Source organism: Bacillus sp. T-10(2022) (genome assembly GCF_056502895.1).
Genome location: NZ_CP113518.1, coordinates 3,816,908 through 3,837,762, shown reverse-complemented (window position 1 = coordinate 3,837,762; position 20,855 = coordinate 3,816,908). Strand labels below are relative to the sequence as shown.

The 20,855-nt window shown below is 41.7% G+C and carries 21 protein-coding genes and 1 other annotated feature; of the genes, 17 read left to right on the top strand and 4 right to left on the bottom strand.

Translation table 11 applies throughout. From position 1 onward, the window contains the following. The first annotated feature begins 17 nt into the window (after positions 1 to 17). The 12 genes from recO to OSJ91_RS18675 all read left to right on the top strand — a co-directional run bounded on the left by recO (position 18) and on the right by OSJ91_RS18675 (position 13,019). A complete protein-coding gene (gene recO / locus OSJ91_RS18730) occupies positions 18 to 770 on the top strand; it encodes a DNA repair protein RecO (RefSeq protein ID WP_241589829.1) in 753 nt (250 codons plus the stop codon). A gap of 58 nt (positions 771 to 828) precedes the next feature. Beyond that, positions 829 to 1,005, top strand: a binding site (T-box leader). A gap of 97 nt (positions 1,006 to 1,102) precedes the next feature. After that, positions 1,103 to 1,999, top strand: a complete 897-nt coding sequence (gene glyQ, locus OSJ91_RS18725) for a glycine--tRNA ligase subunit alpha (protein WP_034308488.1) — start codon at positions 1,103 to 1,105, stop codon at positions 1,997 to 1,999. Beyond that, complete coding sequence (gene glyS, locus OSJ91_RS18720; protein ID WP_485890216.1) at positions 1,986 to 4,055, top strand: glycine--tRNA ligase subunit beta; 2,070 nt, start codon at positions 1,986 to 1,988, stop codon at positions 4,053 to 4,055. The genes glyQ and glyS overlap by 14 nt, the downstream gene beginning before the upstream one ends. A gap of 163 nt (positions 4,056 to 4,218) precedes the next feature. Continuing rightward, positions 4,219 to 4,854 carry a transcriptional regulator CcpN gene (ccpN, locus tag OSJ91_RS18715; RefSeq protein WP_161784850.1) on the top strand — a complete coding sequence of 212 codons (636 nt, stop codon included), beginning with the start codon at positions 4,219 to 4,221 and terminating at the stop codon, positions 4,852 to 4,854. A 28-nt stretch (positions 4,855 to 4,882) separates the two neighbouring features. Then, complete coding sequence (locus tag OSJ91_RS18710) at positions 4,883 to 5,692, top strand: pyruvate, water dikinase regulatory protein (RefSeq protein ID WP_101223470.1); 810 nt, start codon at positions 4,883 to 4,885, stop codon at positions 5,690 to 5,692. 512 nt (positions 5,693 to 6,204) lie between these two features. Further along, entirely contained in the window at positions 6,205 to 6,660 is a 456-nt protein-coding gene (locus OSJ91_RS18705) for a YaiI/YqxD family protein (RefSeq protein ID WP_101223469.1), read from the top strand. Positions 6,661 to 6,711: 51 nt separating this feature from the next. Next, the gene (dnaG, locus tag OSJ91_RS18700; protein WP_350302912.1) at positions 6,712 to 8,517 is read left to right on the top strand and encodes a DNA primase; all 1,806 of its coding nucleotides are present in this window, start codon (positions 6,712 to 6,714) and stop codon (positions 8,515 to 8,517) included. Between the two features lie 35 nt (positions 8,518 to 8,552). Beyond that, a complete protein-coding gene (gene rpoD, locus OSJ91_RS18695; RefSeq protein WP_034308477.1) occupies positions 8,553 to 9,686 on the top strand; it encodes an RNA polymerase sigma factor RpoD in 1,134 nt (377 codons plus the stop codon). A gap of 170 nt (positions 9,687 to 9,856) precedes the next feature. After that, the gene (locus OSJ91_RS18690) at positions 9,857 to 10,393 is read left to right on the top strand and encodes a hypothetical protein (protein WP_350299496.1); all 537 of its coding nucleotides are present in this window, start codon (positions 9,857 to 9,859) and stop codon (positions 10,391 to 10,393) included. Between the two features lie 219 nt (positions 10,394 to 10,612). Further along, a complete protein-coding gene (gene cccA, locus OSJ91_RS18685) occupies positions 10,613 to 10,981 on the top strand; it encodes a cytochrome c550 (protein ID WP_095389799.1) in 369 nt (122 codons plus the stop codon). Positions 10,982 to 11,197: 216 nt separating this feature from the next. Further along, positions 11,198 to 11,914 (top strand): tRNA (adenine(22)-N(1))-methyltransferase, encoded by a 717-nt coding sequence (locus OSJ91_RS18680; RefSeq protein WP_485890215.1) that lies wholly within the window; start codon positions 11,198 to 11,200, stop codon positions 11,912 to 11,914. After that, a complete protein-coding gene (locus OSJ91_RS18675) occupies positions 11,901 to 13,019 on the top strand; it encodes a Nif3-like dinuclear metal center hexameric protein (RefSeq protein ID WP_413018930.1) in 1,119 nt (372 codons plus the stop codon). The genes OSJ91_RS18680 and OSJ91_RS18675 overlap by 14 nt, the downstream gene beginning before the upstream one ends. 50 nt (positions 13,020 to 13,069) lie before the next feature. Here the strand turns inward: OSJ91_RS18675 and OSJ91_RS18670 are convergent, their stop codons facing one another. Continuing rightward, positions 13,070 to 14,014, bottom strand: a complete 945-nt coding sequence (locus tag OSJ91_RS18670; RefSeq protein ID WP_048685698.1) for a 4-hydroxy-3-methylbut-2-enyl diphosphate reductase — start codon at positions 14,012 to 14,014, stop codon at positions 13,070 to 13,072. A gap of 126 nt (positions 14,015 to 14,140) precedes the next feature. Continuing rightward, the gene (gene vrrA / locus OSJ91_RS18665; protein WP_413018928.1) at positions 14,141 to 14,824 is read right to left on the bottom strand and encodes a VrrA/YqfQ family protein; all 684 of its coding nucleotides are present in this window, start codon (positions 14,822 to 14,824) and stop codon (positions 14,141 to 14,143) included. 518 nt (positions 14,825 to 15,342) lie between these two features. On the opposite strand from vrrA, the gene OSJ91_RS18660 reads away from it, so the two are divergent. Together OSJ91_RS18660 and OSJ91_RS18655 are read left to right on the top strand one after the other, a co-directional pair. Next, entirely contained in the window at positions 15,343 to 16,656 is a 1,314-nt protein-coding gene (locus OSJ91_RS18660; protein WP_350299492.1) for a DEAD/DEAH box helicase, read from the top strand. Positions 16,657 to 16,668: 12 nt separating this feature from the next. Beyond that, positions 16,669 to 17,565 (top strand): deoxyribonuclease IV, encoded by an 897-nt coding sequence (locus OSJ91_RS18655; RefSeq protein WP_485890214.1) that lies wholly within the window; start codon positions 16,669 to 16,671, stop codon positions 17,563 to 17,565. Positions 17,566 to 17,661: 96 nt separating this feature from the next. On the opposite strand, the gene OSJ91_RS18650 is transcribed toward OSJ91_RS18655, so the two are convergent. After that, positions 17,662 to 17,922, bottom strand: a complete 261-nt coding sequence (locus tag OSJ91_RS18650; RefSeq protein WP_063233031.1) for a DUF2624 family protein — start codon at positions 17,920 to 17,922, stop codon at positions 17,662 to 17,664. 216 nt (positions 17,923 to 18,138) lie between these two features. Here OSJ91_RS18650 and OSJ91_RS18645 point away from each other — a divergent pair, with 216 nt between their 5' ends. The 3 genes from OSJ91_RS18645 to OSJ91_RS18635 are packed head-to-tail and all read left to right on the top strand — an operon-like array spanning position 18,139 to position 20,199. Continuing rightward, positions 18,139 to 18,903, top strand: a complete 765-nt coding sequence (locus OSJ91_RS18645) for a metal ABC transporter ATP-binding protein (protein ID WP_053535720.1) — start codon at positions 18,139 to 18,141, stop codon at positions 18,901 to 18,903. A gap of 21 nt (positions 18,904 to 18,924) precedes the next feature. Then, a complete protein-coding gene (locus tag OSJ91_RS18640; protein WP_350299490.1) occupies positions 18,925 to 19,758 on the top strand; it encodes a metal ABC transporter permease in 834 nt (277 codons plus the stop codon). A 15-nt stretch (positions 19,759 to 19,773) separates the two neighbouring features. After that, the gene (locus OSJ91_RS18635; RefSeq protein WP_101222584.1) at positions 19,774 to 20,199 is read left to right on the top strand and encodes a Fur family transcriptional regulator; all 426 of its coding nucleotides are present in this window, start codon (positions 19,774 to 19,776) and stop codon (positions 20,197 to 20,199) included. Between the two features lie 37 nt (positions 20,200 to 20,236). On the opposite strand, the gene OSJ91_RS18630 is transcribed toward OSJ91_RS18635, so the two are convergent. Further along, positions 20,237 to 20,821, bottom strand: coding sequence for a 5' nucleotidase, NT5C type (locus OSJ91_RS18630; protein WP_350299489.1), 585 nt, complete (start codon positions 20,819 to 20,821; stop codon positions 20,237 to 20,239). Positions 20,822 to 20,855: the final 34 nt, after the last annotated feature.

Genomic DNA, 20,855 nt, shown 5'->3' with positions numbered 1-20,855 from the left:
ATGGGTGGTGTCTTGGTATGCTCCAAAAATGTGAGGGCATTGTCATAAGGCGAACTGCATATGGAGAAAATAACAAAATCATTACTATATATACCCGTGAGCTAGGAAAAATTGGCGTTATGGCTAGAGGAGCCAGTAAACCTAACAGCAGGCTTTCTGCCGTCACACAGCTTTTTTGCTCCGGGTATTTTCTTGTAACTACATCAACCGGACTCGGAAGTCTTCAGCAAGGAGAAATGGTCGATTCACTCCGTTTCATAAGGGAGGATCTTTTTGCCACTGCTTATGCTTCTTATATTGTTGAATTGCTTGATAAAAGCGTCGAGGATAAGAAACCGAATCCATATTTGTATGAGTTGCTTTCGCAAACCTTGCATTACATAAACGAAGAATATGACGCAGAGGTATTGAAATTCATTTTTGAAATGAAGATGCTGCCCGTCAATGGGATTAACCCAGTGCTGAATCAATGTGCTGTATGTGGTGAAACGGAAGGGGAATTCTCCTTCTCGCTTCGGGAAGCGGGGTTTATCTGTCACCGCTGCCTGGGGAAGGACCCTTATCATTATAAAATTTCACCTGCAGCCGTCAAATTGTTGCGGATCTTTTATTATTTCGATTTATCAAGGCTCGGAAACATTTCCGTCAAGCCTGAAACGAAAAAAGAACTACGGAAGATCATCGATGCTTATTATGAGGAATATTCTGGTCTGAACTTGAAATCAAAAAAGTTCCTGAAACAGATTGATACGATGAAAGATATGTTTTAAGATCTGACCTATTGACATTCCATGCTAGTTTGTATAAAATTCTAATCATCAAAATAAGAAGATTGCGTTGATGGAAAAGAGTATCTGTCATTCTCCATAAAAAGCGAACCCGGGACGGTGGAAGCCGGGATATGGATTTACAGGGAAGGGCGTTTCCGGAGCATGTTGCTTTGAAAAGAGGCCGTTTTATAAACGGCAATTAGGGTGGAACCGCGGGTATACTCTCGTCCCTATGCATTTCGCATAGGGACGGGAGTTTTTTGTTTGCCAAAATGTGATGGGTTCCGACCTGATTTTAAAAAGAGCCGTTTTAAATAACTTGGAGGTGTACGATGAATATTCAAAATATGATTTTAACGTTACAAAAGCATTGGTCTGAACAAGGCTGCATATTAATGAATGCTTATGATGTCGAGAAAGGGGCAGGAACGATGAGCCCATACACGTTCCTGAGAGCCATTGGACCGGAGCCTTGGAGCGTTGCTTACGTGGAGCCTTCACGCCGTCCTGCTGACGGTCGTTATGGTGAGAACCCTAACCGTCTGTATCAGCACCATCAGTTCCAAGTGATCATGAAGCCGTCGCCTGACAATATCCAAGAGTTATATTTGGATTCTTTACGCGCTTTAGGGATAAATCCGCTTGAGCATGATATTCGCTTTGTGGAGGACAACTGGGAAAATCCATCACTAGGGTGTGCTGGTCTCGGTTGGGAAGTGTGGCTTGATGGAATGGAAATCACGCAATTTACATATTTCCAACAAGTGGGCGGCCTTGAGTGCAAGCCGGTTTCCGTGGAAATTACATACGGGATCGAACGTCTCGCCTCATACATTCAAGATAAGGAAAACGTATTTGACCTGGAATGGACAGATGGATTCACAGTTCGCGATATTTTTGGACAGCCGGAATACGAACATTCGAAATATACGTTCGAAACCTCCGACCTTGATATGCTGTTTCAGCTTTTCACGATGTATGAAAAGGAAGCGCATCGGCAAATGGAAGAAGGACTTGTACATCCCGCATATGATTATGTTTTGAAATGTTCACATACATTTAACCTTTTGGATGCCAAAGGTGCCATCTCGGTGACGGAAAGAACGGGTTATATTGCCCGGTGCCGTAACCTAGCGCGCAAGGTTGCCAAAACCTTCTATGAAGAGCGGGAAAAATTAGGCTTCCCGATTCTGAAAGTGAAAGGGGAGAATACAAATGAGCAAGCGTGATTTGTTATTGGAGATTGGATTGGAAGAGCTGCCTGCCCGTTTTGTGACAGCATCAATGAAGCAGTTGTCAGATAAGGTGCAGCAATGGCTAACGGAAAAAGCGATTGAATTCGGAACGGTTGAAGCTTTTTCCACACCAAGACGTTTGGCTGTACTGGTGAAAGACGTGGAAGAATCCCAAAAGGATATCGAAGAAGAAGCAAAAGGCCCGGCTAAGAAAATCGCTTTGGACAGTGAAGGCAACTGGTCTAAAGCCGCATTGGGCTTCGTCAGGGGTCAAGGCATGACTACAGAGGACATTTATTTTAAAGAACTCAAGGGTGTGGAATATGTCCATGTGAATAAATTCATAAAAGGACAGCAGACCGTTCAGCTTTTATCTGAGCTTGCTGAAATCATCAGCGGTATGACGTTCCCGAAAAATATGCGTTGGGCCAATCAGGAGCTCCGCTTCGTTCGTCCGATTAAATGGCTGATTGCCTTATTCGGCAATGACATTGTGCCATTCAGCATTGCTGATGTGGAAACGGGCCGTGAAACAAAAGGACACCGTTTCTTGGGCGATAGCGCTAGCATCGAACTGCCGGAACTGTACGAAGATACGTTAAAAGAACAATTTGTTATGGTGGATCCTGATAAACGCCGGCAAGTTATATTGGATCAGATTAAAGAGCTTGAGCAGGAGAAAGGCTGGATCATCCCAGTCGATGAAGATCTGCTTGAAGAAGTCAATAATTTGGTAGAGTATCCAACGGTGTTATTTGGTAATTTTGAAGAAGAATTCCTTGAGCTTCCAGCTGAGGTGCTTATCACATCGATGAAGGAACATCAGCGTTATTTCCCTGTTAAAGATCAGGACGGGAAACTGCTTGCTCACTTTGTAACCGTGCGTAACGGCGATGACCGCCATTTGGATAAGGTTTCTAAAGGTAATGAAAAAGTATTGCGTGCCCGCCTATCTGATGCAGCATTCTTCTATAAAGAAGATCAGAAAAAAGAGATTTCGGATGCTTTGAAAAAGCTCGATAGCATCGTTTATCATGAAGAAATCGGTACCTTAGCCGAGAAAACTGCCCGGGTAACCGCAGTGACGGGTGCCCTTGCGGATGCTTTGAATTTAAAGGCGGAAAAAGAAATGGCGCTTCGGACAGCGGCAATTGCCAAGTTCGATTTGGTGAGTCAAATGGTTTATGAATTCCCTGAATTGCAAGGGTATATGGGTGAAAAATATGCGCTCTTAAAAGGCGAAGCCAAAGAAGTGGCAGCGGCTATCAATGAACATTATATGCCAAGACATGCTGATGACAATATACCGCCTTCAGTCATTGGAGCGGTTGTGAGTTTAGCTGAAAAAATTGATACTTTGTCTTCATTCTTCGCTATTGGCGTCATTCCAACAGGTTCCCAGGATCCCTACGCATTAAGAAGGCAGGCGAGCGGTGTCGTCCAAATCCTAGCGGAGAAGAAATGGAATATTTCATTAGAGGAGCTTATTGTTTTAGGCCTTAAAGGACTGGAATCAAAAGGCATTTTAAAACGTGATTTTGAAGAAGTTAAAGCGAATATGTTCACATTCTTTAAAGCACGTGTTAAACACATGCTTCAAGAACAGCAAATCCGTTACGATTTGATTGATGCAGTTCTGTTCAATGAGATCGGTTATATCCACTCTATCGTGGAACGTGCACATGTCTTGGATGCTAAAAAGGACGAAGCAGGGTTTAAAGAAAGCCTGGAAGCATTAAGTCGGGTCATGAACATTGCCGTAAAATGTGACAATAAGGTGACAGTTGATCCTTCTGTCTTTGAAAATGATCAAGAAAATGCGTTATATGTAAAATATCAACAAGTGGCAATCCGTTATATGGAATCTAAAGATGAGAATGAGCGGTTTGAACAGCTTGTTTCGCTTCAATCGGAAATAGAGTCATATTTCGAGAATACAATGGTCATGGCAGATGATGAAGCAATCCGTAATAACCGTTTATCCTTAATGAAAGAGATCAGTGATTTGGTTGCTGGGTTTGCTGCCATGAATAAAATCATCCTTACATGATCGAAAGGATGCTTGGAAATCGGAAACACTTTACATAGGGTTTCCGATTTCTTAAAAAGATAATGGTCAATAAATAGGACAAAAATGCCCTTATTAAATAATTTAGTATATAATTATTAAATGAATAAATTTTGTTACTTTACTCTGCGAAAGCAGTGGGGTGGTGATTATAATCCAATTGAATAAGCGTCAGGAGCAAATCTTACAAATTGTAAAAGAAAACGGACCGATTACTGGAGAACATATTGCGGATAGATTGAACCTTACCAGGGCGACACTTCGTCCAGATCTAGCCATTTTAACGATGGCAGGTTTTCTTGATGCCAGGCCGCGAGTGGGGTATTTTTATACAGGCAGGTCAGGGACACAGCTTTTGACCGACAGCCTTAACCATCTTTATGTACGAGACTACCAATCGATACCTGTCGTTGTTGACGAGGGCATTTCCGTATATGATGCAATCGTCATGATGTTTTTAGAAGATGTCGGAACAATGTTCGTGGTCGACAAGCATGCATTGCTTGTTGGTGTCTTATCAAGGAAAGACTTGTTGCGTGCGAGTATTGGGAAACAAGAGCTTAACTCCATTCCAGTCAATATCATCATGACTAGGATGCCCAATATTACAATGTGTTCAAAAGAAGACCTTTTGATTGATGTGGCCAAAAAATTGATTGATAAACAAATCGACTCATTACCGGTCGTCAAAGACACAGAAAAAGGCTATGAAGTAATTGGAAGGATTACAAAAACCAATATTACGAAAGCATTCGTAGCTTTGGCTGATGAAGGCTATTAGGGGGCTTGCAAAAGGAATGACGGAGAATATGAACGGTTCTATTATATATGTTGTATCGGATTCGGTAGGGGAAACAGCGGAATTGGTTACAAAAGCCGCTGCAAGCCAGTTCTCGGGATCTGCATTTTCCATAAAGAGAATTCCGTATATTGAAGATGAACAAAACGTGGATGAAGTGATATCGCTGGCTAAGTTGGATGGGGCAATCATTGCATATACTCTTGTGAAGCCAGCTATTAGAGCGTATATGAAAGCACAGGTCGAGAAAGAAAACCTGTCTGCTTATGACATTTTAGGGCCGCTCATGGATATCCTTGAGGAAAGGGCGCCAAAAGGGCCGCTTAATGAACCTGGTCTTGTAAGAAAGCTGGATGATGACTATTTCAAGCGTGTGGAAGCCATTGAATTTGCTGTAAAATATGATGATGGACGTGACCCTCGGGGCATATTACGTGCAGATATCGTCCTTGTCGGTGTTTCACGCACTTCAAAAACGCCGTTATCACAGTATTTAGCCCACAAACGCTATAAGGTGGCCAATGTACCTTTAGTGCCTGAAGTGGAACCTCCAGAAGAGCTGTTCCTGGTACCTCCTGAAAAATGCATTGGTTTAAAGATCAGTCCGGAAAAGCTGAACCATATTCGTAAAGAACGATTAAAGTCGCTTGGGCTTAATGATCATGCGATTTATGCAAATGTGGAGCGCATAAAAGAAGAATTGACATACTTTGATACAATCATATCAAGGTTGAACTGTCCTATCATTGATGTAACCAATAAAGCTGTTGAAGAGACAGCCAATTTGATAATCAATATTCTTCAAAACAAAAACCGTTGATCCTTATAAATTAAGGCAAATCAAAATGTGAGCTAGGCACTTTATGTGTCAGCTCACATTTTAATGCCAAGGTTTAAAAGGAAATAAAAAGAATAAGTTCAAAATAATTACATAAAATTCCTCTTTGTTTCCAACTGTAAATCCTTTGATTTGAATGAAAACAAATTCGGAATTTAAATGTTGGCATCTTCTAATCAAATAGACTATAATAAAAAATTGTGAGAAAAAAGTAATCTTAAGGTTTAGACTTAATTAATAAGGAATAAACTAAAGGTTAATGAGATGTCAAGGTTTTTATCATAAAAATAATTCGACATGTTCCGTATAATTCAGGAGGGGCTGGTCTTTTTCAAAGCAAAAGATGCGCTTTCACATAAATGATCAGGTATTCCCTGAAGAATAATGTGTGCTCTTTTTGAGGATACCCTCTGGATAATGCTGAAAATTCACCATATCTTCATAAAGTTTAGGGGAGAAAAAGGATTATGCAGAAAGATGTAGAATTAGAAGGTATGAATAATAAACCTACGATACACGTCGATGCCGATGCATGCCCGGTGAAAGACGAAATCCTTCATTGTGCAAGTTTGCACGATGTTGAAGTCTGTTTTGTTGCATCATATAAAAATATGATGAATAACCCTGAAGGTAAATGGGTATATGTCGATGCAGACAAAGAAGCGGCAGATCTTTATATAGTAAACTCAGTAAAAAAGGGTGATATTGTCGTTACTGCAGATATTGGTTTGGCTGGGACCCTGCTTCCTAAAAACGTTTATGTCCTTTCGCCACGGGGAAAAGAATACACTGACGAGAATATTTTCATGCTCTTGGATATGCGCTATCAGTCGGCGAAACTCCGCAGGCAGGGTAAGCATACAAAAGGGCCGAAAGCATTCACGAAGGAAGATCGTGCATGTTTTACAAATAAACTTTTGAAAACATTGTCGAACTTTGCAGGGAATTAAGAAACAGTATCGAATTAAAAACTATCACCAATATTGCAAGGTGGAAAAATGATAAATGGCCGTATAGAAGATGAGAAAATTAATCAAATTCGTGAAGCTGTTGACATTGTTGATTTAATTGGGGAGTATGTCCAGTTGAAGAAGCAGGGGCGCAATTACTTTGGCCTATGTCCTTTTCATGGTGAAAACTCACCCTCGTTTTCCGTTTCAACGGAAAAACAAATCTTTCACTGTTTTGGTTGCGGGGCAGGGGGGAATATTTTTACCTTCTTAATGGATATAGAAGGCTACAGCTTTGTGGAATCAGCAAAAGTTTTAGCTGAAAAAGGAAATGTTCCTTTGGATGTTGATATCAATAAGGATTCCAAGCGTTCTAACATGCCGGCAGGCTCGCAGCAAATGGTTGAGGCACATGACCTGCTGAGGAAGTTTTATCATCATCTCCTCGTTAATACGAAAGAGGGGCAGGATGCTCTCGAATATTTACTTAAACGCGGGTTTACTGAAGAAACGATAGAAAAGTTCCAAATTGGCTACTCTTTGGATTCATGGGATTTCGTGTCCAAGTTTCTTTTAAAACGCGGGTTTCCAGCCGAATACATGGAGCAGGCAGGGCTTATTATTTACAGGGAAAAAGACGAGTCATATTTTGACCGTTTCAGAAATAGAGTCATGTTTCCAATTATGGATCATCAAGGAAATACGATTGCGTTTTCAGGAAGAGCGATGGGGGACGACGAGCCCAAATATTTGAATAGTCCTGAAACGCCAATCTTTAATAAAAGTAAAACTTTATATAATTTCCATCATGCAAGACCACACATACGAAAGAAAGAACAAGCAGTCATTTTTGAAGGCTTTGCCGATTGCATTTCAGCTGTTGGCGCAGGTGTGGAGAATGCGGTCGCTACAATGGGTACTGCCCTGACGGACCAGCATATCCAGCTTTTAAAAAGAAATACTGACCAGATACTTATATGCTACGATTCGGACTCAGCGGGATTGAACGCTGCCAATCGTGCAGTTAATATGCTACAGGACCATGAATTTACCGTGAAAGTCGCTCTCATGCCTGATAACTTGGACCCCGATGACTACATAAAGGAATTCGGTGAAAAAAGCTTTGTTTCTGAAGTAATAGGGGCCAGTTTAACCTACATGGCATTCAAAATGCATTATTTGCGTCGAGGGAAAAATGTAAATAATGAAGGAGATCGAATTCAATATATCGAAGAAGTCCTTAAAGAAATTTCACGATTGCCAAATGCAGTGGAGAGGGATCATTATCTTCGGCAGCTATCCTCTGAATTTTCCCTATCATTGGATGCTCTGGAACAGCAGCAGCGTCAGGTGTTCTTTACGGAACGCAAGAAGGGGACACTGCCGCAGCCGGCAGCCCAAAAGCAAATGTCCCTGCAATATGAGCATAAATTAAAGCCTGCTCACCATAATGCTGAAATGAAGTTGATCGCCCATATGCTAAAAAGCAGGGATACGACTTTCAAAATTCAGCAATTGCTTGGACAAACGGTCTTTCATGTAGATGAACATCAGGCAATCATCACCTATTTATATGCGTTCTATGAAGATGGACACGAACCGGATACAAGCTTTTTCCTTACTTATTTACCGGATCCAAACTTGAGAAGGATCGTTTCGGAAATAGAAATGATGTCAGTTAATGAGGAAGTTACCGATAAAGAACTGACCGATTGTATAAATCAAGTGTTGAAATATGAAAAGTTGTTAAAGATAAAAGAAAAACAAGTTGAAGAAAAAGATGCAGTTAGGCGAAGTGATTATGTCACAGCTGCACAAATTGCCATGGAAATCATTAAATTGCGTAAAATGTTGTAGTCGTTTAGGTGTAAGTCCTGGAAGGAGGGGAACTAATGGCTGAAAAACCAGCACGTTCCAAACAAGTTGATAATGAATTTAGCCTTGAACAGGTGAAAGAAAAATTACTAGAGCTAGGTAAAAAACGAGGCTCTTTGACTTTAGAAAAAATCGCTGAAATGATTGGCGGTTTTGAATTGGATTCCGATCAAATGGATGAGTTCTATGAGGTGTTAGCAGAAAACGGCGTCGAAATTCTCACTGATGGTGAGGAAGACGAGGATGAAGATGATCCGGATGAGAAGAAGCTTGCAAAAGAAGAAGAGTTTGACTTAAATGATTTAAGTGTTCCTCCTGGAGTTAAAATCAATGACCCAGTACGCATGTACTTAAAGGAAATTGGTCGGGTCGACCTTTTATCGGCAGAAGAGGAAATCTCTCTGGCGACGAGAATCGAGGATGGAGATGAAGAAGCGAAACGCCGTTTGGCAGAAGCCAACCTTCGTCTTGTTGTCAGTATCGCCAAGCGCTATGTCGGACGCGGAATGCTTTTCCTTGATTTGATTCAGGAAGGTAATATGGGACTTATCAAAGCAGTCGAAAAATTTGATTACCGCAAGGGATTCAAATTCAGTACGTATGCAACATGGTGGATTCGCCAAGCGATAACCCGTGCGATTGCCGACCAAGCAAGAACGATCCGGATACCGGTGCATATGGTGGAAACCATCAATAAATTGATCCGTGTCCAAAGACAGCTTCTTCAGGATTTAGGACGTGAACCTTCTCCGGAAGAAATTGCGGAGGATATGGACTTAACACCTGAAAAAGTTCGTGAAATCTTGAAAATAGCTCAGGAACCTGTTTCATTGGAAACGCCAATAGGTGAAGAAGACGATTCACATTTAGGTGATTTCATTGAAGATCAGGATGCAACTTCGCCATCGGAGCATGCAGCATATGAACTATTGAAAGAACAGCTTGAAGATGTATTGGATACTCTTACTGACCGTGAAGAGAACGTCTTGAGACTCCGCTTTGGACTTGATGATGGCCGCACCCGTACTCTTGAAGAGGTAGGGAAAGTATTTGGGGTCACCCGCGAGCGTATCCGTCAAATCGAAGCGAAAGCGCTGCGTAAACTGAGACATCCAAGCCGCAGCAAACGCCTGAAAGATTTCCTGGAATAGAATATATGCCCTTCACAGAGCCCTCTTTGAATGCCCAGCGTTCGGGAGCGGCTCTTTTTTTCAGTTTCGATGTAAAAATATCCTGCAAGAACAAAAATTACTAATTGAATGTAAAAAATTTCAAAAGCTAAGTCGTTAAAAGAAATGATCATCATGAGGATGTGAGATTCATGGATGAGATGAGAAAGAAAATCATCATTCAAGAAATAAACTCCTGGAAGGAAAGTCGTATGCTTCCGGAGCAATATTGTAATTATCTGCTGGCATTATACTGTCAAGGCGAACTGCCGCCATCCAATTCGGCTAAAACCGGGAGCGTAAAAAACGACATCTTTTCCGGGTTGTTGATTGGGGCCCTTTTTGCATTTATTGTATTTTTGAATTATTTTACTGAAATACCCATAAGAATGCAAATGCTTATGACAACAATTTCAATTCTTGTCTTTGGGCTGGCGGTCCGCCGCTTTACCGGCAGGAAAATCATTTTTCAAATGGCCTTGATGGGAATGACGCTATCTTTGCTTTTATTAACTGTCAGTTTTGCCGAATTCATGGCACCCGGCCAAGTGAGTATCCTTTATATTTTCTTGTTCATTAATTGCGGGCTCTGGATTTTAATGGGCAAAAAACTGAAGCTGCTCCATTTTTCCATAGCGGGAGGCCTGGGAGCAATGATCACTCTTTACTTTTTTTTTAAGACATTCTAGCGGTTTTAATCAGTGGTTTTAGGGTATTATGAAATATATGTAAGAAAAAGTAAAACTGTTTGGAAATATACATAAGTTTTTGACAATTTTAAGAAATTATATAATATCTTCTATTTTTGGGCTTTTACTTGAAACTCTTTTCAAGTAAAATAATATATAGCTGTTTGTATATAATATTAAATATGGTAAGTTTAGGTTCTACATAGGGGAGGAAATACTATGAATCGCAATCCAGTAATGCCTTTTATTATTATCATGGTTTTTGGTATTGGACTTATGTTTTTACTTTCGTTTAAAGGTTTGGGTGATGCCAAAGATCTTGCTAAGGAAAAAGAGGGCGGCGAAAAGACAGAAGAAACAGAAAGTGCCTCAGCATCACCTGAGGACATCTATAAGCAAAACTGTATCTCTTGTCATGGTGATGCCTATCAAGGCGGCGTCGGACCTGCCCTAAAAGGTGTTGGCGATCGTCTGTCGGTGGACGAGGTCAAAGACGTGATCACTAATGGACGAGGTGGAATGCCACCAGGTTTAGTCGAAGAACAGAACATTGATGCCATGGCCGAATATATTCATGGACTGAAATAATTCATGAAACTGACTCAAGAAATCGTTGGAAAGCGAACTTTTTGAGTCAGTTTTTCATTTATTCAGAAAAGGAAGATTCCAGATGGAAAGTTTCTTCTGCCCACTGATAGAAAGAGTCCTTTTTCTCCTTTCTGTAATTTTTCGATTGAACTTGGTATAATCGAATGGGAAGCTAATTATAGTAAGAAATTATTTGAATTAAGAGAGTTGATAAATATGAATCATGAAAAACTATCGATGAGATTAGAACGTGTTGCCATACATATACCAAAAGGAAGCATCCTTGCAGATATAGGTTCCGACCATGCTTATTTGCCGTGCTATGCTGTGACTAACGGCTTGTGTGACAGCGCAATAGCAGGTGAGGTTGTAGAAGGGCCATATCAGTCAGCACGCAAGCAAGTTGCAATGACGGGGCTTGGGGACAAGATAGAGGTCCGTAAAGGAGACGGGCTTGAAGTATTGAAGCCCGATGAAGCGACTTGCATTACGATTGCAGGCATGGGAGGGACTTTAATATCAAGTATATTGGAAAGCGGAAAAGGGAAACTCGGCAAGGCAGAAAGGCTTATCCTTCAGCCTAATGTCGGTGCAGCGAATGTTCGCAGCTGGCTAATCGAAAACGGCTGGGAACTTAGTGGAGAGGAAATCCTTGAGGAAGATGGGAAAATCTATGAAATCTTAATTGCCGAAAAAGGGGACCCGCTCCGCCCTTATCGGGTAAACAAGCAAGCAGGCATCACGTTCGGTCCATACTTAAAAGAGCAATTCAATGACATTTTCATAAAAAAATGGCAGCTAGAGAAAAAACATTTGGAGAGAATCATCGAACAATTGGATGAAAGCGGAAGAAGCGGACTGGAAACGAAGCGCAATGAATTAAAATCTCAAATTTCCGTAATTGAGGAGGTGCTTAAAGGTGAAGGCAGTTAATGGTCACAAAATCATTGAAACGTTTGAACAATTCTCCCCAAAGCATTATGCGATGGAGGGAGATCCGATCGGGCTGCATGTCGGTCAGCTCAATAAGCCGGTTACTAAAGTGCTGATTGCCCTTGATGTGCTGGAAGAGGTTGTAGACGAAGCGATAGAACATGGCGCGGAATTAATCATCGCCCATCATCCGCTTATTTACCGACCATTGAAAAGAATCGATACAAACACTGCTGGAGGCCGCATCATCGAAAAGCTGATCAAACATGATATCGCTGTTTATGCTGCGCATACCAATTTGGATGTCGCTAAGGGCGGAGTTAATGATTTACTTGCCGAAGCGCTGCAATTGCAAGACACAGAAGTATTGATTCCAACTACCGAGACAGCTCTAAAGAAATTGGTCGTATATGTTCCAAAGACCGACGCACAAAAGGTGAGGGAAGCCCTAGGTAAGGCAGGGGCCGGAGCGATCGGGAATTACAGCAATTGTTCGTTTTCCGGGGAAGGTACCGGACGCTTCTTGCCAGGTGATGGCAGTGAGCCGGTAATTGGCTCCCAAGGAAAGCTTGAAGAAGTAGCTGAAATGCGGGTCGAAACGATATTCCCGGAAAATATCGAGAAGAAAGTGCTATCTGCGATGATCAAAGCCCATCCATATGAGGAAGTTGCCCACGATATATATAAACTGGAGAATAAAGGGGAGTCTCTTGGCTTAGGGAAGATCGGTGTACTTCCAGAAGAAATGACACTTGAACAATTTTCCGAACATGTGAAGCGGACACTTGATGTTGAAAAGGTGCGTGTCGTTGGAGATTTGCAAAGCCCGATCAAAAAAGTGGCCGTGTTGGGCGGAGACGGCAATAAATACTTTACGACAGCGAAGTTCAAGGGAGCTGATGTATACGTTACAGGTGACATGTATTACCATACAGCCCATGACGCGATGATGCTTGGATTGAATATCGTGGATCCAGGCCACAATGTTGAAAAGGTGATGAAAAAAGGGGTGGCACGAATCCTTGAAAAAGTGTGCCGCGAAAAGAACTACGATGTGGAATTCATTCCATCCCGGCTGAATACAGACCCTTTCCGTTTCATTTAAAATAACACGAAAAAGGCAGCCATTAGTGGCTGCCTTTCTTTTTTGTGAAATCATTTTTTCACTTTAATTTTAGGTAAAATTTTATGCAATGGCGTTTTCTTTTCGGTATTCCAAGTCGATTCATCATTTGCTTCATATTGCTCCAGAAATGCGATAACTTCCTTCGTGATCGGAGTTGGTGTTGAAGCCCCTGAAGTGACGGCAACCGTTTCTGCATCTTTTAGCCATTCAAGGTTCAGCTCAGAAATGTCAGCGATCCGATAAGCTCTCGTGCCGGCAATCTCTTGGGAAACTTGTGCAAGGCGGTTTGAATTATTACTCTTGGGGTCTCCGACAACGATTAAAACATCAGCTTCGCCAGCTTGCTCGGCAACTGCTTCTTGGCGAACCTGTGTCGCTAAACAAATTTCCTTATGGACTTCGGCATGTGGAAACTTTTCCTTGACCTTATCCATGATATCCAATACATCCCATTGGCTCATCGTTGTTTGATTGGTGACAATGATCTTATCACTATTCAAAGTCAAGGCTTCCACATCTTCATCCTTTTGAACCAGGTGAACGACATCGGGAGCAACTCCGACAGCACCCTCTGGTTCCGGATGGCCTTTTTTGCCAATATAAATGATTTGATAGCCTTCCGCTTGTTTTTCCCGAATTAAGTCATGTGTTGCGGTAACATCGGGACATGTAGCATCGAGCGTGACAAGACCTTTTTTCTCGGCGATCTTCCTGATCTCAGGTGAAACGCCGTGAGCAGTAAAGATGACGGTTCCGCTGTCTACCTGTTCGATGATATCGTTGCGGTTGCTGCCGTCCAACGTGATGATGCCTTCTTCTTCAAACGCATCCGTCACATGTTTGTTATGCACAATCATTCCTAAAATGTAAATGGGACGTGGCAATGTTTTATCTAAAGCCGCATTACGGGCGATGACCATGGCATCGACAACGCCATAACAATAGCCGCGCGGTGAAATTTTAATCACTTTCATCTATGTGTCCTCCTTCAAGGCAAGAAACTCTCACTTTTTATACCTTTCTATTATATAAGACCATAGATGATATTACAAAACATCATATTTACATAAAATCAGTTATTGGTAAATTTTTTGCAGCCTTTAAATATAAAGCTTCGGACCGGATGATCTTTCCCTTTTGGTTTCGGTACGGACTTGGGCGATGGGGTTAGCTTCTTTAGCTTTTTCTTTTTTCTTCGAATCCGTTTTTACCTCAATGTTTTTTTGTACCTCAACATTTGGCTCGCTTTCAACGGAAGCTTCCTGATCCTCGTTATCACCGGCTGATGAAATGCTCCGGAAAACTTTCCACATGGAAGGCAGGTTTTTAATCACTGGTCCGTATTGTTCCACCATGGGTGTGAATTGTTCCGCTGCTTGCAATACTTTTTGCGTGTTGGAAAGCATGTTATTAAGGGAATCGGGGTTTTTTAATGTTTCTAAGATACCGCCTCCGCTGCTTCTTGAAGAACTTTGGTTTGAGGACCCGGCTGGCGCAAACAAATTTTGCGATGCTGCTTTTTGTTTCGACTTACCGAGTATTTTTGCCAATAACCCTTCTTTCTTTGCTGGCGGCATCTCCTGCCGCTGCGGTTGGTTGAAAGGGCCGCGGAAACCTTGAGGGCCCTGAGGCACCTGCCGTCTGTTTTGTGCCATCGGCCGCTGCATCTGCTGATAAGGGGGGATTTGCGGTGACTGTCTGAATGGAGCAGGGTGCTGCTGCATCCTTCGGCCGTTGGGTGGCTGAAAACCGGGTCCGGGTTGACGATTTCTATTTGGGAACATAGGTTTCACCTCCTCAGATATTATATGCTGGTGTATTCTTCTATATAAATTATGCAACTCGACAAAAAAGGTTTGAGGAAAGAGTGACTGGGCAGTTGTGAAGTAACCGGAAAGAAGGTAAGATGGTAACGGTAGTCTTTTAGCTCCATGTCTGCGGGGGATACGCTATGACCAGGACAGGGGCTTTTCGTTTGCAAGAGTCCATTTTAAGAGAACTAACCTCAGCGCAAGCGCTATTGTTAAGTAAATGGGTCACAATGAAAAAAATGATGGCCTGCCCCATTATGGGTCAATCCCTATTTTCTTCACGAGCAACCCAGGCGCTTGCGCTTTTTGTGTAATCCAGCTTCAGCGCCTAGCTCGTTGTGAAAAAGATGATCGCCCTCATAAGGCAAAAAGCGCCTTATGGGTCAATCCCTATTTTCTTCACGAGCAACCCAGGCGCTTGCGCTTTTTGTGTAAAATTTATTATAATAACAGGACATGTCTAATGACTGACAGGATAAAGGAGTTTTTTGATGAAACAAAATCAATTTGAACGATTTAATTTGAAAAGCTACATTCTAGATGCGGTTCGTACTTTAGGGTTCGATAAGCCGACGGAAATTCAAGAGCGCGTGCTTCCGTCGCTTTTAAAGGGAAGTAGCTTAATTGGACAGTCGCAGACAGGAACAGGAAAGACACATTCCTATTTGCTGCCGATCATGAACAGGCTTGATGCCGGTAAGAATGAAGTTCAAGCGATTATTTCCGCACCAACCCGTGAGTTAGCGAACCAAATCTACAAAGAAGCTTTGAAAATTGCTGACCATTTCCCTGAGGATGAGCAGATTCAAGTCCGTTGTTTCATCGGTGGTACCGATAAACAGCGAATGATAGATAAATTGAAGACACAGCCGCAATTGGTAATCGGTACGCCGGGCCGGATCAAGGACTTGGTTGAAGCTCAGGCATTACAGGTGTATACAGCAAAAATGCTTGTAGTCGATGAAGCCGACCTTATGCTAGACATGGGATTCCTTGAAGATGTCGATTTATTTGCATCACGTATGGCTGAAAAAATTCAAATGCTTGTCTTTTCGGCAACCATCCCAGAAAAATTGAAGCCGTTTTTGAATAAATATATGGAGAATCCAAAGTATGTTCAAGTGAATCCCAAGCAGGCGACCGCTTCGAAAATTGAACATGTTCTCGTGCCGCTTCGCCACCGTAACAGAGAGCAGTTACTTCATGATATCATCGTTCGTTATAATCCATATTTGGCGATTGTTTTCACGAACACAAAGAAAATGGCGGACCATGTGGCTAATTCCTTGATCGAAAAAGGGTTGAACGTCGGCCGTATACATGGGGATTTAACGCCTCGTGAGCGTAAAAAAATGATGAAGCAAATCAATGATTTGGAGTATCAATTCATCGTAGCGACAGATCTGGCTTCCCGTGGAATCGATATTGAAGGTGTAAGTCATATCATTAACTATGAATTGCCTTCAGATTTGGATTTTTATATCCATAGGACGGGAAGGACGGCTCGTGCAGGATATTCAGGCATTGCCGCTACCATTTACGATACTTCCGATGAAGATTCATTGAACCGGCTTGAAAAAATGGGCATTGAGTTCCATGATGCCGATATCCAAAACGGTGATTGGGTTGATATCGACGAACGTAATAAACGGAAAAACCGTAAAAAACAAAAATCTGAAATCGATGTTAAAGCGAGCAGGCACGTCAAGAAGCCAACTAAAGTCAAGCCAGGATACAAGAAGAAAATTCAACGAGATGTGGAAAACTTTAAAAAACGCGAACGTCGTATACAGAGAAAGAAATAGGGGAGAAATCAGATGCTGAAGATTGGATCGCATGTTTCAATGAGCGGAAAAGGTATGCTTCTTGCTGCGAGTCAAGAAGCGGCTTCGTATGGCTCCAACACATTCATGATCTATACAGGGGCCCCTCAAAACACAAGACGTAAAAAAATCGAGGATTTAAATATCGAAGCCGGAAGACTGCATATGGAGGAGAATGGAATCAGCGATATCGTTGTCCATGCCCCGTATATCATTAATATTGGAAATACCACGAATCCAGCCACATACGAGCTTGGAGTCAACTTCTTACGCAGCGAAATCGATCGGACCGAAGCCATTGGCGCAAGGCAGATCGTACTCCATCCAGGTGCGCATGTTGGTGCAGGCAGTGAACTGGGAATCAAGAGAATCATCGAAGGTTTGAATGAGGTGCTGACTGCCGACGATAAAGTTCAGATTGCCCTTGAAACGATGGCGGGTAAAGGTTCTGAATGTGGCAGGTCTTTCGAAGAGCTGGCGATGATCATTGATGGTGTGACCCATAATGAAAAACTATCGGTTTGCTTCGATACTTGTCATACTCACGATGCCGGATATAATATCATCGAGGATTTTGATGGCGTACTGAATGAATTTGATAAATTGGTCGGTGTTGACCGCATCAAGGTCCTTCACATAAACGATAGCAAAAACGATCGCGGCACCCGCAAGGACCGCCATGAAAACATTGGATTTGGTCATATTGGTTTTAAGGCGTTGAATGCTATTGTTCACCATCCGCAATTAAGCAGTGTTCCGAAAATCCTGGAAACACCTTATGTAGGGGAAGACAAAAAAGACAAAAAGGCACCATATAAATTTGAAATTGATATGTTCAAGAATAATCAATTTGATGAAGATCTATTGGATAAGATCAGATTTCAACAATAATCATAATAGGGACGATTCATCGAAAAAGATGAATCGTCCTTTTATTTGCATTTGGATTAAGTATGCTCAAATAAAGCTGCAGCTGGCTTAAGATCTTTAAAAAGTGGAAGTAAGGTTGTTGAAGAGGGATTCTATTTCCCTGGCTGTGCTTGCTCCGGCAACTTTTGTAATTTGACCAAGCACGTTCTGTCTTTGACGTATATCAAAAATGTTAATATTTTTACCTGCTAGAAGTGCGGTGATATCCTGTGCTTGTTTTTGAGTGAGTGCAACCTTATGCTGTTTAGCAAGGGAAAGCAGTTCATCAGGGCGTATACTGTTGATTTTATGATTGACCATCATTTCAAATAATTTCAAACGATCTCCTCCTTTGTTAAAACATATGAAGGAGGAAGACGTATGTGAACATGAAACTTTGTTTGATTACGGTAAGATTGGTTCAGCTCACATTTTTTTATGGTTCAGGGCGTACCGGAACTTGTTCAGAGGACCGGTTTCTTTACATCTTGGCTTCTTTGATTTATACTAACGATTGTTAATCGTAATGATTCTTAAAAAAAATAGGTGATCTCTTTGGATAATGTAGTAAACCCCATAGTTAAATTTGAAGATATATCTTACAAATATACAAAAGATCTAGTGCTAGAACATGTTTCGCTTGAAATCCCTAGAGGGGCCTTCTTAGCAATCGTTGGGCCGAATGGGTCCGGTAAGTCAACGCTTTTGAAGTTGCTGCTTGGTCTGTTCAAGCTCCAAAAGGGAAAAATTGAAATATTCGGGGAAGACATACGACGCTTTAAAGATTGGCAAAAGGTCGGTTTCGTTTCCCAAAAGGCGAACTCCTTCAACTCTGGGTTTCCTGCCACAGTTTTTGAAGTCGTTCAGAGCGGGTTGACCAAAAAAATCGGCTTGTTTAAGTTTGCAGGCAAAGAGGATAAGCAAAAGGTGAAGAAGGCTCTGGAATCCGTGGATATGCTTGAATATCAGAACCGAAATATCGGGGAATTGTCCGGAGGCCAGCAGCAGAGGGTGTTCATTGCCCGTTCACTGGTCAGCGAACCGGAATTGATGATATTGGATGAGCCAACGGTTGGCGTTGATTCAAAAAACGTCCACCAATTTTATGAAATGCTTGAGATGTTGAATAAAAAATTAGGAATAACCCTGATTTTAGTAACTCATGATGTTGGTACTGTGACCGATAAAGTCACACATGTCGCCTGTTTAAATAAAAAGCTTCATTTTCACGGGGATGCCTGTGAATATAATGAGTTGGATGAAGGTGAGCTCTCGTCCATTTATGGACATGGGGTCCAATTTTTAAATCATGATCATTAATATGTTTTGGAGGATAGACCAATGATATCGGGGATATTGCAATTTGAATTTTTGCAGAACGCATTCTTGACCGGAATCATCATCGGAGCGATTGCGCCATTAGTGGGCGTTTTTGTCGTGGTAAGGCGGATGTCGATGATTTCCGATGCGCTAAGTCATGTAGCGCTAGCTGGGATAGCGTTTAGTTTATTGCTGCAGAAGAGCTTTCTATCTTTAGCAGGATTGAATCCACTTTATATAGGAATGGCGTTTTCTGTAGGTGGTTCATTATTCATTGAAAAATTAAGAGGGGTATACAAGCATTATCAAGAGCTTGCAATCCCGATCATAATGTCAGGCGGCATGGGTCTTAGTGTCATTTTCATATCCATTGCAGATGGTTTCAATACGGATTTATACGGTTATTTATTCGGCAGTGTCAGTGCCGTCAGCCGGGCGGACTTATATGTCATTTTGGCAGTGGGGATAGTCGTAGCCTTGATGCTCACCCTATTGTATAAAGAATTATTTCTGTTATCTTTTGATGAAGAGCATGCGAAAGCGTCTGGGATACCTTATAAAGCGATTCATTTTATTTTTATTGTAATGGTCGCACTGGTCATTGCCGCTTCCATGAAAATCATTGGCATATTACTTGTTTCTTCCCTCATGACGCTCCCGGTAGCTGCTAGTCTCCGCTTTGCAAAGGGTTTTAAGCAGATGATTGGATATTCGGTCTTATTCGGTGAAGTATCCGTCATAGGCGGATTATTCTTATCATACAGCCTTGACCTCGCTCCTGGGGGGACCATTGTAATAATAGCTGTATTAATTCTCATCTTGTCAATTTTGTTTGATAAGTGGAAAAATCGATAGATGGGGTGATGTATTATGAACGTAACTACTGCCATGCAACTATTAAAAGATAAAGGTTTTAAGCATACAGGAAAGAGGGAAGAAATGCTTCAGCTTTTCTCTTCCAGCGATAAATATTTAACGGCCAAAGATGTATTGGAGAATATGAAGCAGGATTATCCAGGTTTAAGCTTCGATACGATTTATAGAAATCTTTCTTTATTTGTAGAACTGGGCATCTTTGAAGCGACCGAGTTGGAAGGGGAAAAGCGTTTTCGTTTTACTTGCGGTCATTCTTCCCACCATCACCACTTCATCTGTTTGAATTGTGGAAAAACGAAAGAAATCGAATTGTGCCCGATGCAGGAACTTCAGGAAAGCTTGAAGGACTACGATGTTTCGGGACATAAATTTGAAATTTACGGACGCTGTCCCGCATGTAGCGTATCTTTGGATGCATAAAAACCATTGACCTCCAGTCAATGGTTTTTTTCTTGTCTCATTTTATAGTTGCCGGTTGCCCTGACATCCAATTATTCACCCAGGCAGAGGCTTCTTGCCAATTGTTGACCCGAATCACCCTTTCAGGCACGGGATCTTGGTTGTAAGGAGTATTAAATAAAATCACGGGTATTTTACACTCTTCTGAAATCGCCACTGCATTATCGTGCTTGTCCTCTAAAAAGAGATCGACTTCGAATTTTTTGGCTGCAGCCACTTTATCGTGTGAGCCTACAAGCTCAATATGATCATATAGGACTTCATTCGACGTGAACCAATTTTTTGTTACATCCAATAAACGGTTGCTTCTGGCACTGATGAAATAAAGATTAGCTTGTTCTGTCCATTTTTCCAATACATCTTTCGCACCTTCAGCCAATAATGATTCGGAATAGATAAGTGGCTCGCTCTCAATGAACCATTTAGTGAAATCCTCTTTTGGAACATTCACGAAGGGGAATAAGTCATATTCGGTAATATCTTCATAAGCTAAATTCAGCTGAAAAGCTTTATTTAAAAAGGGGACCATGGAATCAGGTCTTGTAACAGTCCCGTCTATATCGATGCCAAAACGTTTTTTCATGATGAATCTCTCCTCGTTTTCAGGTACTTGTAAT

Excerpts from the sequence above, each read along its gene's own strand:
- vrrA (WP_413018928.1), bottom strand. The coding sequence starts at position 14,824 with ATGTTCCCAAATAGAAATCGTCAACCCGGACCCGGTTTTCAGCCACCC.
- OSJ91_RS18640 (WP_350299490.1), top strand. The coding sequence starts at position 18,925 with ATGATATCGGGGATATTGCAATTTGAATTTTTGCAGAACGCATTCTTG.
- OSJ91_RS18710 (WP_101223470.1), top strand. The coding sequence starts at position 4,883 with ATGAACGGTTCTATTATATATGTTGTATCGGATTCGGTAGGGGAAACA.
- rpoD (WP_034308477.1), top strand. The coding sequence starts at position 8,553 with ATGGCTGAAAAACCAGCACGTTCCAAACAAGTTGATAATGAATTTAGC.
- OSJ91_RS18630 (WP_350299489.1), bottom strand. The coding sequence starts at position 20,821 with ATGAAAAAACGTTTTGGCATCGATATAGACGGGACTGTTACAAGACCT.
- OSJ91_RS18635 (WP_101222584.1), top strand. The coding sequence starts at position 19,774 with ATGAACGTAACTACTGCCATGCAACTATTAAAAGATAAAGGTTTTAAG.
- recO (WP_241589829.1), top strand. The coding sequence starts at position 18 with ATGCTCCAAAAATGTGAGGGCATTGTCATAAGGCGAACTGCATATGGA.
- OSJ91_RS18690 (WP_350299496.1), top strand. The coding sequence starts at position 9,857 with ATGGATGAGATGAGAAAGAAAATCATCATTCAAGAAATAAACTCCTGG.
- OSJ91_RS18670 (WP_048685698.1), bottom strand. The coding sequence starts at position 14,014 with ATGAAAGTGATTAAAATTTCACCGCGCGGCTATTGTTATGGCGTTGTC.
- glyS (WP_485890216.1), top strand. The coding sequence starts at position 1,986 with ATGAGCAAGCGTGATTTGTTATTGGAGATTGGATTGGAAGAGCTGCCT.
- OSJ91_RS18660 (WP_350299492.1), top strand. The coding sequence starts at position 15,343 with ATGAAACAAAATCAATTTGAACGATTTAATTTGAAAAGCTACATTCTA.
- OSJ91_RS18680 (WP_485890215.1), top strand. The coding sequence starts at position 11,198 with ATGAATCATGAAAAACTATCGATGAGATTAGAACGTGTTGCCATACAT.
- glyQ (WP_034308488.1), top strand. The coding sequence starts at position 1,103 with ATGAATATTCAAAATATGATTTTAACGTTACAAAAGCATTGGTCTGAA.
- OSJ91_RS18655 (WP_485890214.1), top strand. The coding sequence starts at position 16,669 with ATGCTGAAGATTGGATCGCATGTTTCAATGAGCGGAAAAGGTATGCTT.
- cccA (WP_095389799.1), top strand. The coding sequence starts at position 10,613 with ATGAATCGCAATCCAGTAATGCCTTTTATTATTATCATGGTTTTTGGT.
- OSJ91_RS18705 (WP_101223469.1), top strand. The coding sequence starts at position 6,205 with ATGAATAATAAACCTACGATACACGTCGATGCCGATGCATGCCCGGTG.